This is a genomic window from Xanthomonas sp. NCPPB 3200, assembly GCF_056393585.1.
Genome location: NZ_CM150785.1, coordinates 4,132,535 through 4,148,495, shown reverse-complemented (window position 1 = coordinate 4,148,495; position 15,961 = coordinate 4,132,535). Strand labels below are relative to the sequence as shown.

Annotated in this window: 16 protein-coding genes; 9 read left to right on the top strand and 7 right to left on the bottom strand. The window is 66.0% G+C overall.

Annotated elements, in window-relative coordinates:
* Positions 1–124: 124 nt before the first annotated feature.
* Positions 125–694: a flavodoxin family protein gene (locus AC06DU_RS17805; RefSeq protein WP_039518741.1), complete on the bottom strand. Its 570-nt coding sequence runs from the start codon at positions 692–694 to the stop codon at positions 125–127.
* Positions 695–789: 95 nt separating this feature from the next.
* On the bottom strand, positions 790–1,683 hold the full coding sequence (locus AC06DU_RS17800; protein ID WP_053051533.1) for a LysR family transcriptional regulator: 894 nt from the start codon (positions 1,681–1,683) through the stop codon (positions 790–792).
* A gap of 105 nt (positions 1,684–1,788) precedes the next feature.
* Here AC06DU_RS17800 and AC06DU_RS17795 point away from each other — a divergent pair, with 105 nt between their 5' ends.
* From AC06DU_RS17795 to AC06DU_RS17780, 4 genes are all read left to right on the top strand, one after another.
* On the top strand, positions 1,789–2,199 hold the full coding sequence (locus AC06DU_RS17795) for a DoxX family protein (protein ID WP_039518743.1): 411 nt from the start codon (positions 1,789–1,791) through the stop codon (positions 2,197–2,199).
* 31 nt (positions 2,200–2,230) lie between these two features.
* Entirely contained in the window at positions 2,231–3,061 is an 831-nt protein-coding gene (locus AC06DU_RS17790; RefSeq protein WP_478202930.1) for a dioxygenase family protein, read from the top strand.
* Positions 3,062–3,435: 374 nt separating this feature from the next.
* Positions 3,436–4,680: a putative DNA modification/repair radical SAM protein gene (locus AC06DU_RS17785; protein WP_016900902.1), complete on the top strand. Its 1,245-nt coding sequence runs from the start codon at positions 3,436–3,438 to the stop codon at positions 4,678–4,680.
* A 203-nt stretch (positions 4,681–4,883) separates the two neighbouring features.
* Entirely contained in the window at positions 4,884–6,323 is a 1,440-nt protein-coding gene (locus AC06DU_RS17780) for a UdgX family uracil-DNA binding protein (RefSeq protein ID WP_478202929.1), read from the top strand.
* 478 nt (positions 6,324–6,801) lie between these two features.
* On the opposite strand, the gene AC06DU_RS17775 is transcribed toward AC06DU_RS17780, so the two are convergent.
* Positions 6,802–7,359 carry a fasciclin domain-containing protein gene (locus AC06DU_RS17775; RefSeq protein WP_478202928.1) on the bottom strand — a complete coding sequence of 186 codons (558 nt, stop codon included), beginning with the start codon at positions 7,357–7,359 and terminating at the stop codon, positions 6,802–6,804.
* An 81-nt stretch (positions 7,360–7,440) separates the two neighbouring features.
* On the bottom strand, positions 7,441–7,635 hold the full coding sequence (locus tag AC06DU_RS17770; protein WP_478202927.1) for a hypothetical protein: 195 nt from the start codon (positions 7,633–7,635) through the stop codon (positions 7,441–7,443).
* Between the two features lie 406 nt (positions 7,636–8,041).
* Between AC06DU_RS17770 and AC06DU_RS17765 the strand changes: the two genes are divergently transcribed.
* The 4 genes from AC06DU_RS17765 (at position 8,042) to AC06DU_RS17750 (ending at position 12,524) form a co-directional block, all read left to right on the top strand.
* On the top strand, positions 8,042–8,629 hold the full coding sequence (locus AC06DU_RS17765; protein ID WP_478202926.1) for a hypothetical protein: 588 nt from the start codon (positions 8,042–8,044) through the stop codon (positions 8,627–8,629).
* Positions 8,630–8,905: 276 nt separating this feature from the next.
* Positions 8,906–10,543 (top strand): Na+/H+ antiporter, encoded by a 1,638-nt coding sequence (locus AC06DU_RS17760; RefSeq protein ID WP_104575491.1) that lies wholly within the window; start codon positions 8,906–8,908, stop codon positions 10,541–10,543.
* A gap of 278 nt (positions 10,544–10,821) precedes the next feature.
* Positions 10,822–11,766 (top strand): ABC transporter ATP-binding protein, encoded by a 945-nt coding sequence (locus AC06DU_RS17755; protein WP_024940707.1) that lies wholly within the window; start codon positions 10,822–10,824, stop codon positions 11,764–11,766.
* On the top strand, positions 11,763–12,524 hold the full coding sequence (locus AC06DU_RS17750; protein WP_016900895.1) for an ABC transporter permease: 762 nt from the start codon (positions 11,763–11,765) through the stop codon (positions 12,522–12,524). Before AC06DU_RS17755 ends, AC06DU_RS17750 begins: the two co-directional genes overlap by 4 nt.
* 421 nt (positions 12,525–12,945) lie before the next feature.
* Here AC06DU_RS17750 and AC06DU_RS17745 read toward each other — a convergent pair whose 3' ends face one another.
* A complete protein-coding gene (locus tag AC06DU_RS17745; protein ID WP_024940706.1) occupies positions 12,946–13,212 on the bottom strand; it encodes a DUF3297 family protein in 267 nt (88 codons plus the stop codon).
* A 163-nt stretch (positions 13,213–13,375) separates the two neighbouring features.
* On the opposite strand from AC06DU_RS17745, the gene AC06DU_RS17740 reads away from it, so the two are divergent.
* Complete coding sequence (locus tag AC06DU_RS17740; protein WP_039518749.1) at positions 13,376–13,927, top strand: DUF6630 family protein; 552 nt, start codon at positions 13,376–13,378, stop codon at positions 13,925–13,927.
* Positions 13,928–14,894: 967 nt separating this feature from the next.
* On the opposite strand, the gene AC06DU_RS17735 is transcribed toward AC06DU_RS17740, so the two are convergent.
* Positions 14,895–15,179 carry a DUF4031 domain-containing protein gene (locus AC06DU_RS17735; RefSeq protein ID WP_016900892.1) on the bottom strand — a complete coding sequence of 95 codons (285 nt, stop codon included), beginning with the start codon at positions 15,177–15,179 and terminating at the stop codon, positions 14,895–14,897.
* Positions 15,180–15,189: 10 nt separating this feature from the next.
* Entirely contained in the window at positions 15,190–15,774 is a 585-nt protein-coding gene (locus AC06DU_RS17730; protein ID WP_104567930.1) for a hypothetical protein, read from the bottom strand.
* Positions 15,775–15,961 lie beyond the last annotated feature (187 nt).

Here is a 15,961-nt window from a genome sequence, read left to right as displayed (position 1 = left end):
TCGGCAGCACAGCGCAAAAAATCCGGGCGCTCGACGCGACTCCACGCAAAACCCGCGCATGGCGGCAGGCCAGGGCCCACCGCCATGCGCGGGTGTTGTTATGTGGGCGATACCACTGGCTGCTTTAGCCCTTGAGCTTGCCGGCGAATTCGGCCACGCGCTTGCCGAGCAGCTTGGCGGTTTCCAGATCGCCGCTGCGCGGCGCTTCTTCCGGCGAGGCATCAGAGGGCGAGATCGCCAGCGCGCCTGCCGAGCCGGCGGTCCAGTTGATGTCCTGCGGACCGTGCGCCTTGGTGTTGGACGGCAGCAGGCCGGTACCCACCCAGACCTGGCCGTGCTGCTGCGACAGCGTCCAGAAATACTGGATGGTGGCGTACTTGTCGCCGTTCACCGAGGCCGAGTTGGTGAAGCCGGCTGCGATCTTGTCCTTCCAGGCCTGCGCAAACCACGGCTTGGAGCTGGCGTCGGCAAACTTCTTGAACTGCCACGCCGGCCCGCCCATGTAGGTGGGGCTGCCGTAGATGATGGCGTCGGCTGCGCCGATCGCCTCCCAGGCGTCGTCGGGCAGGTTGCCGTCCTGATCGATGCGGTACAGCGTGGCCTCGCCGACGCTGGCGGCGCCGGCATGCACGGCTTCGGCCAGTTTGACGGTGTGGCCGTAGCCGCTGAAGTAGATGATGGCGATCTTGCTCATGCGCAGTCCTGTTGATCCGGGTGGGGGCCCGATTGTGACCACACATGCCGTGTCAGGTTAATGACCATCGACGGGACGTACTGTTGCCGGGCTCATCAGCGCGCGGGATCGCCCATGCTGTCGACCAGGTAGTCGATGAAGCTGCGGACCTTCGGGGCCAGGTGGCTGCGGCTGGTATAGACGGCAAAGATGCCGATCTCCCCCAGTGCGTACTGCGGAAGGATGCGCACCAGCCGGCCGGCGGCCAGATGCTCGTCGGCCAGGAAGTCCGGCTGCATTGCGATGCCCAGGCCGGCCACCGCCGCCGCGCTCAGCACATGCCCGTTGTTGGCGCGCAGGCTGCCGTGGATGCGCACATCGCTATCGCCATCGGGTCCGTGGAAGCGCACCTCGTCGCCGTTGGGCGAGTAGTGGTACAGCAGGCAGTCGTGGCCGGCCAGGTCGGACGGATGCATCGGGGTGCCGGCGCGGGCCAGGTAGGCCGGCGCCGCGCAGGGCACCAGGCGGACCGTGCCCAGGCGCCGGGCGATCAGCGTCGGCGCCGGCTGCCGGGTGATGCGGATGGCGACATCGAAGCCTTCTTCGACCATGTCCACCAGCCGGTCCGACAGCGACAGGTCCAGTTCCACCTGCGGGTAGCGCGCGCAAAAGCCTGGCAGCAGCGCTGCCAGGCGCTCGATCCCATAGCTCACCGGCGCGTTGACACGTAGTACCCCGGCCGGCTCCAGCGCCTGCGCGCCGACCGTGGCCTCCAGATCGTCCAGGTCGGCCAGCAGTTGCAGACAGCGCTGGTAATACGCGGTGCCGGCGCTGGTCAGGCTGACCCGCCGGGTGGTGCGGTTGAGCAGGCGGGTACCAAGCCGTTGCTCGAGCGCGGCGACCTGCCGGGTCACGCTGGCGGTGGAGCGGTCCAGCGCATCGGCGGCGGCACTGAAACCGCTGCGTTCGGCCACTGCCGCGAACACGCGCATCGCATCGAGGGTATCCATGGATGTCCGATTGTTGCTTTGATCGCAATAAATTATCCGAACTAAAACTATTTATCAGAAATTTGTAAGCAATAGGCTGTGCAGGTCCTCACTGGAGTCCGTCCAATGTCCACCTCGCTTGCTTCCCCGCGTACCGCTGCCTATGGCGCCGCCTTGTTGCGCATCAGCCTGGGCGCGCTGTTCCTGGTCCACGGCCTGATCAAGTTGCTGGTGTTCACCCCGGCCGGCACCGTGGCTTATTTCCACTCGCTGGGCCTGCCGGGCGCGCTGGCCTATCTCACCATCGCGCTGGAACTGGGTCTGGGCCTGTCCCTGCTGCTGGGCATCTATGCGCGCTGGATCGGGTTGCTGGGCGTGCCGCTGCTGCTGGGCACCATCGTCAGCGTGCACGGCGGCAACGGCTTCGGCTTTTCCAATCCGGGCGGCGGCTGGGAATACCCGGCGCTGTGGGCGGTGTTGCTGATCGTGCAAGCCCTGCTCGGCGAAGGCGCGTGGGCGCTGAAGCCGGCGCGTTGAGGCTGCCTGTCGTTCTTCCGAGGAGTACGCCATGACCCGTTTGCCTTCCCTGTACATCTCGCACGGATCGGCGATGACTGCGCTGCAGCCAGGGCAGGTCGGCGAGCGCCTGGCCGAGCTCGCGCAGACCTTGCCGCGGCCGCGCGCGATCGTCGTTGCATCCGCGCACTGGCTGGGCCGTCGCCCGCTGGTCAGCGGCGCGGCGCGGCCGCCCACCATCCATGACTTCGGCGGCTTCCCCGCGCCGCTGTACGAGCTGGAATATCCCGCGCCCGGCGAGCCGGCGCTGGCGCAGCAGATCCTGCGCCGGCTGGAACAGGCCGGCCTGCATCCGCACCTGGATCCACAGCGCGGCTTCGATCATGGCGTGTGGGTGCCGCTGCGCCTGCTGTATCCGGCCGCCGACATCCCGGTGGTGTCGGTGTCGATCCAGCCCGAGCTGGGCCCGGCGCACCAGTTTGCGGTTGGCCGCGCGCTGGCGCCGCTGCGCGAGGACGGGGTGCTGGTAATCGGCTCGGGCAGCATCACCCATAACCTGCACGACTTCCGCCATGGCTACAGCGCCGAGCGCGAGGCGCCGTATGTGCGGCCCTTCATCGAGTGGACCGAGCGCAAACTGGTGGAGGACGACATCGCCGCGTTGCTGGACTATCGCCGGCAGGCACCGCATGCGGCACGGGCGCATCCCACCGACGAGCACCTGTTGCCGCTGTACGTGGCGATGGGCGCCGCCGGCGCCGACCGGCTCGGGGCGCAGCGCATCGATGCCGGCATCGATGCGGGGTTTCTGGCGATGGATATCTACCGGTTCGACGGCGATCCCGGTGATGATCGCGCGCTTGCGGGCCCGGTCGCCGCCTGAGCCCTGGGGGCCGCAGCACGCTTACACCGTCGCTGTCATCGACGGTGCAGGCGGCATGCCGGCCCCGCAATCCCGAGGCACTACCCAGCCGCATGCAAGCCATGGCATGTGGCCAGTTGCTGCCGCTGCAAACCGCTGTGGTGCGGTGGCTACACCAGGCAAGACCCATGGCGATACGGCTTGGTGCCTACGGCGCACCGGCCCGCGGCGACCGGGCATGCTGCCGACAAGCGCCGGCAGCGCAGCCAAAAGGCATGCTGCCGACAAGTGCCGACAAGTGCCGACAAGAGCCGGCAGCGCAGCGCTCTGAAGCATTCACGATGAAGTGCGGTGCAGTCTCATAGGCTGAGACGCCTTCACGACATGCTGCTTGCGTGAAAATCCTCGACAAACTCGCAGTGCTGGCCGATGCGGCCAAATACGACGCGTCCTGCGCCTCCAGTGGCGCGAACAAGCGCAATTCGCTCGGCACCGGCGGGATCGGTAGCACCGAGGGCATGGGCATCTGCCACTCGTACACGCCCGACGGCCGCTGCGTGTCGCTGTTGAAGATCCTGCTCACCAATTTCTGCGTGTTCGATTGCGCGTATTGCGTCAACCGCGTGTCCAGCAACGTGCGCCGTGCGCGCTTCACGCCGGAAGAAGTGGTCACGTTGACGCTGGACTTCTACAAGCGCAATTACATCGAAGGCCTGTTCCTGTCCAGCGGCATCATCCGCAACTCCGATTACACGATGGAGCAGCTGGTGGAAGTGGCGCGGCAGCTGCGTGAGGTGCATCACTTCGCCGGTTACATCCACCTCAAGACCATCCCCGATGCAACGCCGGAATTGCTGGCCGCCGCCGGCCGCTACGCCGACCGCCTGAGCATCAACGTGGAGCTGCCGACCGAGCAGGGATTGACGCTGCTGGCGCCGGAAAAAAGCGTTGGCGGCATCCGCTCGGCAATGGGCGAACTGCGTTGGCGCATCGAAGAAAACCAGCTGGAGCGCAAGGCCGAAAAGCTGCGCCGCGCCAAGCCGCCGCGCTTTGCGCCGGCCGGGCAGAGCACGCAGATGATCGTCGGCGCCGATGATGCCAACGACCGCAGCATCCTGGACACCAGCCACAATCTCTACGGCAATTACCGGATGCGCCGGGTGTACTACTCGGCCTTCAGCCCGATCCCGGATGCCTCGTCCAAATTGCCACTGCAGGCACCGCCGTTGCAGCGCGAGCACCGGCTGTATCAGGCCGACTGGTTGCTGCGCTTCTACGAGTTCAGCGTGGAGGAGATCGCACCGGCGCAGTCCAGCGGCATGCTCGATCTGGACGTGGATCCGAAGCTAGCCTGGGCGCTGCGCAATCCGGAGCGGTTTCCGGTGGATCTGAACGCGGCGCCGCGCGAGATGCTGCTGCGGGTGCCGGGCCTGGGCACGCGCAATGTGGAGCGCCTGCTGTTGTCGCGCCGGCATGCGCGCTTGCGAGTGGGCGATCTGGCGCGGTTGCGGGTGCCGATGAAGAAGCTGCTGCCGTTTGTGAGCGTGCTGGACCATCATCCGCGCCAGCGCCTGGACGACCCGGTGCGCTTGCGCGCGCAACTGGCGCCGGCACCCAGGCAGGCGAGTCTGTTCGATTGAACCCGCAGCTGGCCGCTGGCATCCGGCGCACCGCCGTTTCCGCTGGCGTCTGCCGTGTAGCCGGGCAAGTTGCCCGAAGCGCGGAGAAGGGTCGCATCAGGCGCAAAGCTGCCACCGAACGCCAGTGCTGACACAGGAACGCGACGCTTTGCGAATCCCCAATCCCAAATCCCCAATCCCACCTCTCCATCCTGACCACCGCGATGTTCAACGCTGACGTCGAGCCGGGCTGGAGCCTTGAAGCATGGCGTGCGCTGGCGCGCGCGGGGTGGTGCGCGCAGGTGGAGCCTGACTCCATCGCGTGGAATGGCGGGGCGCAGGGCGGCTTGTTGATGGGGCAGGGGCTGCTGGATTTGCCGGCCGTGGCTGCAGCGCCACGGGTGTCGGCGGAGTTCCTGCAAATGGCGGGAGCGGTGTTGTGTCACCGCGATCCGCAGCGCTATGCGGTGCTGTACCGGTTGTTGTGGCGGGTGGCCTGCGGCGAGCGCGCGCTGCTCGAGCGGGCCACCGATGTCGACGTGCATCGGGTGACGCAGTGGCAAAAGGCGGTGCAGCGCGATACGCACAAGATGAAGGCGTTCGTGCGCTTTCGGCGTTTGCCGGTGGAAGAGGAAGACTTCGTGGCGTGGTTCGAGCCCGAACATTGGATCGTGGATCGGGTGGCGCCGTTTTTCGCGCGCCGCTTCGCCGGCATGCGCTGGGCGATCCTCACCCCGTATCGCAGCGTGCGCTGGGACGGCGAGGCGTTGACGTTCGGCGAAGGCGCCGTGCGCACCCAGGTGCCGGCCGACGATGCGCAGGAGACGCTCTGGCGCACCTATTACGCGCATATCTTCAATCCGGCGCGGCTCAATCCAATCATGATGCGGCAGGAAATGCCGCAGAAATACTGGAAGAACCTGCCCGAGGCGAGCTTGTTGCCGGAGCTGATCCGCGAGGCGGGGGTGCGTGTGCGCGAGATGGCCGAGCGTGCGCCCGAGCCGGTACGGCGGCGAGTGCCGGTGGCGGCGGCGCCGGCCCCGGAAGTGGCCACGCAAAGCCTGGCGCAGTTGCGTGTGGCCGCGCGCGATTGCCGGCGTTGCGCGTTATGGCAGCCGGCAACGCAGACGGTGTTCGGCGAAGGGCCGAGCGATGCGTCGGTGATGGTGATCGGTGAGCAGCCCGGCGACGAAGAGGATCTGAGCGGGCGTCCGTTTGTCGGGCCGGCCGGGCGTTTGTTCAACATGGCGCTGGGCGAAATCGGCATCGACCGCGCCACGGTTTACGTGACCAATGCGGTCAAGCATTTCCGCTTCGAGCAACGCGGCAAGCGGCGGCTGCATCGCAACCCGGAACGGTCGCACGTGCAGGCCTGCAGCGGCTGGTTGCATGCCGAACGCGCGCAGCTGCGTCCGGCGCAGATCGTCTGCCTGGGCGCGACCGCGGCACAGGCGGTGTTGGGAAGCAGCTTTCGCTTGATGCAGCAGCGCGGCCAGTGGCAGTGGCTGGACGACGGCACGCCGGTGCTGACCACCGTGCATCCCTCCTGGGTATTGCGGCAGGGCTCGGAGGCCGCGCGCGAGGAAGGCTACCGCGGGTTTGTCGAGGACCTGCGCCAGTTGCTGGATGCACCGGTTGCTGCAGAGCGCATGGCGAAGACATAAAAAATGCGCGTGCAAATGCACGCGCACGGTGTCGGAGAACGAGACACCAAGTGGAGCCACTGGCGAGCCAGTGGTTCCCTCACCGCCGCTTTGCGGTGTGGTGGCGCTGCCTGGAGCCTGTTTCCAGGCACGCGCGGATACAACGCTGCAACAGTGTCTGCGCCTGTTGCTGTGCAGCCGATGCGCCGGCGTTGTAGGGCAACGCCAGCGCGGCTAATCACTTCAAGCAGGAGCGACAAGCAGGATTGCTGCAGGGTGGTCAGACAGGCGCGGTCGGTGTTCGACACCGGCACGTACCACCCGTACCTGCCGGTGTCGAGCGCAGCGTCCACGCCTACCCGAGTGCTTGCGGCAATGCAGCTGCTCTGAACGTTGCTGGCGTGTGCAATTCGTCGTCGACCCATCGACGGAACCTGGCTGCGTTCCGCCGATGCAGGTCACGCGCCTGCGACTGCCTGCGTCAGGCAGCGAGCTGCCGTTACGGCATCAACACCTTGTCGACCACGTGGATCACGCCGTTGCTCTGCATGACATCGGCAATGGTGACGTTGGCGGTGTTGCCCTTGGCATCGGTGATGGTGACCTTCTTGCCGTTGAGCTTTGCGGTCAACGCCTCGCCCTGCACGGTGGTCAGCGAGGCGCTACCGCCACCGGCCTTGATCTTGGCGATCAGCGATGCGGCGTCGACCTTGCCCGGTACCACGTGATAGGTCAGCACCTTGGTCAGCGTGGGCTTGGATTCGGGCTTGAGCAGCGTTTCCACCGTGCCGGCCGACAGTGCGGCGAATGCGGCGTTGGTCGGGGCAAACACGGTGAACGGGCCCGGCCCCTTCAGCGTGTCGACCAGGCCGGCGGCCTTGACCGCGGCGACCAGGGTGGTGTGGTCCTTGGAGTTGACGGCGTTGTCGACGATGTCCTTGGTTACCAGCATCGGCGCACCGCCCACGGTCGGGTTCGATGCGGCGTAAGCGGGGGTCATGGCACTGGTCAGGGCAATGGCAGTGGCAACGGCAAGCGACTGGAATGAGGTCTTCATGAGGCATCGATCCTTTGGGTAAGCGACTGCCTGGATGGCAATCGTAGTGCTGGATACGCGGGTAGATGCAGCGCGGATGCATCACGCGGTTTTTACACGGGCGTACCTGGCACCGCGTTGCTCGATATCGTCATAACGCAGGCGTCGACACAGCCTGTTGCGCTCGCTGGGCTCGGGCGGCAGCTGCAACCCAGGCATGTGCCGGTGGTCGAAACCGAAGCGATGCAGGTCGAGGTGCCATTGCAGACAGGACGCGATCGACTTGCCGCCGTCCATGCGATGCGCAGCCAGTGCAGGCAAGGTTCAATGCGTTGCTGACGACAGTTACCAGCAAGCGCGAAGAAGTTAGGCAAGATTATCTTTAGTCCTGCAACCTGATTATCGAATGCGTGAATATCAGGTGGTTTTTGCTACATAAGTTCGTGGGTGAAGCCGGACTAAATAAGCAACTCTGTAGCATGATGACGGCAGTGATCTGCTGCTTGTGTCATGTAACCTCGCGCCACCGGCTGCACTTATCTCAGCTAGCGTGGAGTGCAGATAATGACGCTGAACCTTGCAGGCTGGCTCCGCATTTGCGGGCAACGCACTTCACCGAATCACGCAGGAAGGTTGTAGCTAGATGACGCAGAAAAAAACCCAATGCACGCGGCTGGCACTGGCAGCATGCCTGGCTGCAAGCGTGATGGTGTGCGGCATCACGCAGGTCTCGGCCGCAGCGCCGGCTTCGACGCCAACGCCAACGCCACCAAAGGCCCTTGCTCCGTCCAGTGAAGCCTATCGGCCAGGGCAGCAATGGATTGTTCCGGGCGAGTGGCAGTTCACCGTCGATGCCGTGCGCCCGGCCAGGGTGAACATCCATGACGATGGCGGTGGATCCTGGCGGCCCACGCAGGTGCTGCTGGTGAGTTACAGCTACAAGAACATCGGGTTCGATGACAGCGCCAACGACAAGGATGGCGGGCCGTCGACGCTGGCGTTTTCGAAAGCCCATATCGATGTGGTCGATGCCAACGATGCGGACAATGGCGGCGCAGGCAATTACCCGGTGCACCTCAACCTCGTGGAAGACGCCGACGGCCAGAAGATCGGCCAGCAGATGGTTGGGGCGCAGTGGCCGTATGCCTTCCGGAAAAAGCCCGAGGCAGTCAAGGTGGTGGTGAGTCACTACGACTCCAGGCTGCAACTGCAGCAAGCGACCTTCATCGTCCCGGTCGAGACCACGCGGCAATCGTCCCCGCATGCGAAGCGGCACGTCCGCCACAGCTGATTGCAGTCTGTCGGTGAGCTGCCCGGCAGGGCACTCCCACAACAGCGCGCGCGTCCATGCGCTGGCGTATCCAACGGCGCCGGGGCCGATGCGAATCGCAACGGTGTGGCATCGACGCGCCCCGATGGCAGATCTGCCGCAACGGACGGCAAGCCGGGCGAGGTGGCGCAAAGGTTTCATCGCCGGATGCAAACCGGTATGTTTCCGTAGGCGCGTGATGGTGCGTTGCACTATGCGATGCCGCACGCGCGCACCGTTTCTTCTTCCGGGTTTTCCATGCATTCGATCGATGTCGTCCTCGCCATGTTGCTGGCGGTCGCGGCCAGCGGTTATCTGATCCGCATCCTGCCGTTCTCGTTGCCCTTGCCGTTGGTCCAGATTGCGCTTGGCGCGGTGGTTTCGGGTGTGTTCGATGCCGGGCACGAGCTGGAACCGGAGCTGTTCTTCCTGTTGTTCCTGCCGCCGCTGCTGTTCCTGGATGGCTGGCGCATTCCCAAACAAGGCCTGTTCCGCGACAAGGCGGCCATCCTCGAGCTGGCGCTGGGTCTGGTGGTGTTCACCGTGATCGGTGCGGGCCTGCTGATCCATTGGCTGATCCCGGCGATGCCGCTGGCGGTGGCCTTCGCACTGGCGGCGATCATCTCGCCGACCGATCCGGTGGCGGTGTCCTCGATCGCCTCCAAGGTGTCGATCCCCAAGCGGCTGATGCACATCCTGGAAGGCGAGTCCCTGCTCAACGATGCCTCCGGGCTGGTGTGCTTCCAGTTCGCGGTGGCCGCGGTACTGACCGGCAGCTTCTCGCTCGCCACCGCTTCGCTGACCTTCCTGTGGGTGGCATTGGCCGGCTTGGCGCTGGGCGTGGCCACCACGTTTGGCCTGAGCCGCATCCAGGCCTGGATCTGGCGCCACTTCGGCGAGGAGCCGGGTTCGGCGATCCTGGTCAACCTGCTGACCCCGTTCGCGGCCTATCTGCTGGCCGAGGCCTTCCATGCCTCCGGCATCCTGGCCGCAGTGGCCGCCGGCGTCACCATGAGCTACGTGGAAATGGCCGGTAACGCGCCGGGCAATATGCGGCTGCAGCGCTCGGCGGTGTGGGACACGGTGCAGTTCACCTTCAACGGCATCATCTTCGTGCTGCTGGGCGAACAGTTGCCGGGCATCCTGGACGGGGCGGTGCGCAGCGTGCAGGAGGCCGGGCACCTCAATCCGTGGTGGCTGGCGGTGTACGTGGCCACCATCAGCGCCAGCCTGATGGCGTTGCGCTTCCTGTGGGTGTTCCTGTCGCTGCGCTGGAACATCTTCAAGGCGCAGTGGCGCGGCGAGCAGCATGTCAGCCCGCCATGGCGCATCGTGGTGGCGGTCTCGCTGGCCGGCGTGCGCGGTGCGATCACCCTGGCCGGCGTGCTCACGCTGCCGTTGATGCTGGAAGACGGCTCACCGTTTCCGGCCCGCCAGTTGGCGATCTTCCTGGCCGCCTCGGTGATCCTGGTGTCGCTGCTGGTAGCCAGTGTGGCCTTGCCGCGGCTGCTGCGCGGGCTGGAATTGCCCGAGGAGGAAGACGAGCAGCTCAAGGAAGACTTGGCGGTGAAGGCGGCCTCGCAGGCGGCGCTGGAAGCGGTGGAAAAACTGCGTCAGCGGCTGGTGGACGGCAGCAAGCATGCCGAGCGCTACAACGCCGCCGCCAACCAGGTCAGCCAGCGCTATCAACGCAAGCTCGGCGCGGTGGACATGGCCGAGACCGATCCGGAAGAGGCCGGCGCCTACGAACAGGCGCTGCGCCAGTTCCGCCATGCCGCGTTGGTGGCCGAGCGCAACGAGCTGTTCAAGCTGGCCAGGCGCCGCGAGATTTCCGACGACCTGTCGCGCCGGCTGGTGCGCAATCTGGACCTGATCGAGTCGCGCAAGCGGGCGTGAGCGCGCGGGAATCGGGAGTGGGGAATCGCAGGAGCCACAGCGGTTGCCGTGTTCGGGTAGGAGCGCACCTGGGCGCGATGGGGCGTTGGCGGGAAAGCCCCATCGCGCTCAGGCGCGCTCCTACGGAGATGCGCCGACTAACAGGCGCAGCAGGCGTACGCGGTCCAGTTCGCTAACGCTTCCCGGCGCGCGCCGGAAGACACCATTCCATCCGCACTTCTCCCATCTTCATGGCGCACGGCCTACCCTGTGCGGCTGATCGCTCCAGTGCAGAAGACATGACTCCAATCGTTTCCATCCAGGGATTGAGCAAGACCTACGCTGGCGGTTTTCAGGCGCTCAAGCAGGTGGACCTTCAGATCCGGCGCGGCGAGATCTTCGCGCTGCTCGGTCCCAACGGCGCTGGCAAGACCACGCTGATCAGCATCATCTGCGGGCTGATCAACCCCAGCACCGGCACCGTGCTGGCCGATGGCCACGACATCGTGCGCGACTACCGCGCCGCGCGTGCCAGCATCGGCCTGGTGCCGCAGGAGCTGGCCACCGACGCGTTCGAAACCGTGTGGGCCACCGTGCGCTTCAGTCGCGGGCTGTTCGGCAAGCCGGCCAATGCGGCGTATCTGGAAACGGTGCTGCGCGAGCTCTCGCTGTGGGACAAGCGCCACAACAAGATTTCCACGCTGTCCGGCGGCATGAAGCGGCGCGTGCTGATCGCCAAGGCGCTGGCGCACGAGCCGCGCATCCTGTTTCTGGACGAACCCACCGCAGGCGTGGACGTGGAGCTGCGTCACGACATGTGGCAGATGGTGCGCAGGCTGCGCGAGCAGGGCACCACGGTGATCCTGACCACCCATTACATCGAGGAAGCCGAAGACATGGCCGACCGGGTCGGGGTGATCAATCGCGGCGAGCTGGTGCTGGTGGAAGACAAGCACACGCTGATGCGCAAGCTCGGCAAGAAGCAGCTCACGCTGAGCCTGCAGGCGCCGCTGCAGGCCATCCCGGCCGCGCTGGGCGATCTGCCGCTGGAACTGTCGGCCGACGGCAACAGCCTGGTCTACACCTTCGACACCCAGGCCGAGCAGACCGGCATCGGCGCGTTGCTGCGCCGGCTCAACGAGCAGGGCATCGACTTCAAGGACCTGCATTCCAGCGAGAGTTCGCTGGAGGAGATCTTCGTCAACCTGGTGCATGGCGCCCGCAACGTGGAGGTGCGCGCATGAACCGGCATGCGATCGCGGCGATCTACCGCTTTGAAATGGCGCGCGCCTTCCGCACGCTGACCCAGTCGATCGCCTCGCCGGTGTTGTCGACATCGCTGTACTTCGTGGTGTTCGGCGCGGCGATCGGCTCGCGCATGGGCGACATCGACGGCATCAGCTACGGCGCCTTCATCATTCCCGGACTGGTGATGCTGTCCCTGCTCAACGAGAGCATTTCCAACGCCTCGTTCGGCATCTACATGCCGCGCTGGGCCGGCACCATCTACGAGGTGCTGTCGGCGCCGGTGGCCTGGTGGGAGATCGTGATCGGCTACGTGGGCGCGGCGGCGACCAAGTCGGTGTTGCTGGGCTTGCTGATCCTGCTCACCGCGCGGCTGTTCGTGCCTTACGAGATCGCGCATCCGCTGTGGATGCTGGGCTTTCTGGTGCTCACCGCGCTGACCTTCAGCCTGTTCGGTTTCATCATCGGCATCTGGGCCGACGGCTTCGAAAAACTGCAGGTGATCCCGCTGATGGTGGTGACACCGCTGACCTTCCTGGGCGGCAGTTTCTACTCGATCAACATGCTGCCGCCGTTATGGCAGAAGGTCACCCTGTTCAACCCGGTGGTGTACCTGATCAGCGGGTTCCGCTGGAGTTTCTACGGCAAGGCCGACGTGCACATCGCGGTGAGCACCGGCATGACCTTCCTGTTCCTGCTGGTGTGCCTGGGCGTGGTGGCGGCGATCTTCCGCAGCGGTTACCGGCTCAAGGCGTGAGTGGTGACGGCAGTGGTTTGGTCGGCCGCACCCTGGTGGATGCCGTCGGCAGTCCAGGTCAACGCTGACTGGGGCGGGTGCGCATCGCCCTTGCCGCTCGCGGGACGCGCCGTGAACCCGGCCCTGGTGACTCGGTAGCCGCATCCATGCCGTCCCACGGTCTCGCAATCGGCGAGGGCGCCACGCCAGAGAGTTTGCCGGCTGCTTTATTGAAAGCTCTGCGCAACGAAACGACCACCTCCGATGGTCCTCGCCCTCTCGCAGTCGCCAGCGCTGATGCGGCATGGATGCCGCGCCAGCGCTTATGCAAGGACGTACTTGCAGCGTGCCCGGCGAGGGTGGGCGGGCCAGGGCCCTGCAGCCACGGCGCAGGGCAGCCGGCCTGCAGTAGCCCGGCGTGACGTGGTGGTGTCAGCCGCTCTTATTCGGCAGCAGGCTTGGCGTCGCCCTTGGTGTCCAGGAAGTAGGCCACCACCTCACCCTTGATCTTCATCGTCATCGGGTTGCCGCGACGGTCGCGGGCCTTGCCGACCTGCACCTTGATCCAGCCTTCGCTGACCGAATACTCCTCCACGTTGTCGCGTTCGACACCGTTGAAGCGCACGCCGACGCCGCGGCTGAGCGCATCGGCATTGTGGAACGGGCTGCGTGCATCGATGGCCAGATGATCGGGAGGGGTATCGCTCATGGGAAAGGCGTCATGGCGGCCGGGATGGCCGTCTTCGGCCGCACAGGATACGGGCCCGCGCCGCGAAGATCAGCCCCGGCGCTGCCTGCGCACGCGCCGGGCGGTTTGCTTGCGCCCCGCCAGGCCTCACACTTCACGCCTGCACTCCTGGAACCAGACCGCCATGCCCGATAACAGCGCCGATTACGAAGACGAGGAAGGCCTGCAGCCCGAAGGCGACGAAGACGATGTCGACGACCACCCGGCGCGGGTGTGGAATCTGCTGGTGCTGATCAATCCCGGCGACGAAGACACCGCCCTGGGCCAGTTCGATACTTGGCGCGAGGCGCAGGCCGACCTGGACGACGACGAGGGCGACGATGCCTGGTTGTGGGCCTTGAAGGATGCGATCGACTGGCGCTCGGGCTTTTTCGTGGACTGGAAGGACACCGACGCGTTCATTGCCGCCATCGACGAACTCAGCGCGCGCTGGAACCTGCGCATCGACTGGGGCGGCGACCTGGATGACGAGGAGTTTTCCAGCGATCTGAGTGTGCCCGACCTGATGGCGGTGGCCTTCGATCGTCTGCGCGAGCACGGCTACTCGCTGTGGAACTGGAACACCGGCGGCGACGCCTATGCCGGCTGGATCGCGCTCAGCCGCGACGACGACGCCATGCTGGCGCTGACCTCGCTGTTGGGGGTGGAAGTGCGGCTGGGGAACGAAGCGTTCTGAGGCGGGGCCGGGATTGGGGATGGGGGTTGGGGGATTCCGGATTCGGGATTCGCAGGAACGATGTGTGGGTGTGGTTGTGTCGAGCCGCGGTGGTGCGTGCTGCCGCAGCAGCATGCCAATCGCCTGGTGGCCACTAGGGTCTGCCGCGCAGGCATGGTCCACAGCCCGGCGATTGCCACGTAGGAGCGTGCTTGCGCGCGACGGGCGTTACCGGGACGGCTCCTCGCGCTCGGGCGCGCTCCTACAACGGCGTGCCGTCATGTGCAGAGGGATGCCGCCGGTCGTGAAGTTGCAGGCCTCTTTACCAGGAGGCTTACACGGCCCAGCGATTGCGACGTAGGAGCGTGCCTGCGCGCGACGGGCGTTACCGGGACGGCTCCTCGCGCTCGGGCGCGCTCCTACAACAGCGTGCCGTTATGGTGCGGAGGGGATGCCGCCGGTCGTGAAGTTGCAGGCCTCTTTACCAGGAGGCTTACACGGGCCAGCGCTTGCCACGTAGGAGCGTGCCTGCGCGCGATCGGGCATTACCGGGACAGCTCCTCGCGCTCAGGCGCGCTCCTACAACGGCGTGCCGTCATGTGCAGAGGGATGCCGTCATCATGGGTGCTGGACATTGCAGGCCTCCAAGCCAGGACGCATGAACGGGCCAGCGCTTGCCGCGTAGGAGCGTGCCCGCGCGCGATCGGGGCGTTACCGCGACGGCTCCTCGCGCGCAGGCGCGCTCCTACAACGGCGTGCCGTTATGGTGCGGAGGGGATGCCGTCATCATGGGTGCTGGAAGTTGCAGGCCTCCAGGCCAGGACGCATAAACGGCCCAGCGCTTGCCGCGTAGGAGCGTGCCTGCGCGCGATCGGGCATTACCGTGACGGCTCCTCGCGCTCAGGCGCGCTCCTACAACGGCGCGCCGCCAATCAGGTTGCGGCCACTGCGGTTGCGAATCCCCAATCCCGACTCCCCAATCCCCGCCTCAAGGCACCTCGCCGCGCGCCTGTGCACGCGCGTTGGCGATCAAGGCCTTGAGCAGGGCGCGGTCGGTGTGACGGGAGATCGCAATGGCACCGAGCGCGATCGCTTCGGCGCGTAGCGTTGCGGACACATCGTAGTGCGCGCCGCTGAGTTTGTTCTGGAAGGCGCGGCGGGGAATGCCCAGCCGCGCCGCCATTGCATGCAGCTCGTCCAGCGTATCGCCGAGCAGGTGCGCCCAGCGCTGCTCGCGCCACGGATGCACCGCATCGTCGACGTAGACGGCCACGGGCAGGCCCTTAGGCCTTCTTGCCCTTCTTCTTCTTGCCGCCGTCGGTTGCGTCGTCGGCGTCGTCCTGCGACGCGTCGCCTGCGGTGTCGGCAGCGGCGTCTTCGGCGCTGGCATCAGCATCGGCATCGGTGTCCGCATCGGCATCTGCCGGGGCATCGCCTGCCTCGGCGTCTGCGGCTTCGGCTTCGCCGTCGTCGCCTTCAGCGTCGCTGTTCTCGAACTCGGACACCAGCGTGGTCAGGTATTCCTCGGCGGTCTTGCCGTCTTCGGCGGCCAGGTCGTCGATCATCTGCTGCAGCTGGGTGGAGTATTCCAGCGAGATGGTCTTGCCTTCCTTCTCCTGCAGATTGGCCAGGTGCTTGAGCATGGCCAGCATCGGCACCGGGTTGTCGGCGCTGCCCATGGTCTGGCCGCCGATCGACAGCAGCCATTCGCTGCCGTTTTGCAAGCCGATCGCAGCGACCACGCGGCCGTCGGCATCCTGCAGCACGGCATGGTTGGCGATCTGCGGCGCCTGGCCCAGACGGACGATCGGGCGCTTGGGTTGGGACTTCTTGCGCTTGTCGCGCTTGGCCTTGGAATTGCGGGACACGGTGTTCTCGACGCTGGGAATGGCCGACCATTCTAGGCGCTTGCGCGTGACCCGGCTCGGGTGCCGCCGCCAGGCCGATGAACGCCGGCCGCGCCGGGGGATGCTGCTGTCGGCGCTTCCGGCGTTGCGAAGGCCGCTGACGCCGATATGCCGGACAGGCTGCAGCGGCTGGCACCGCGGGTCTGTC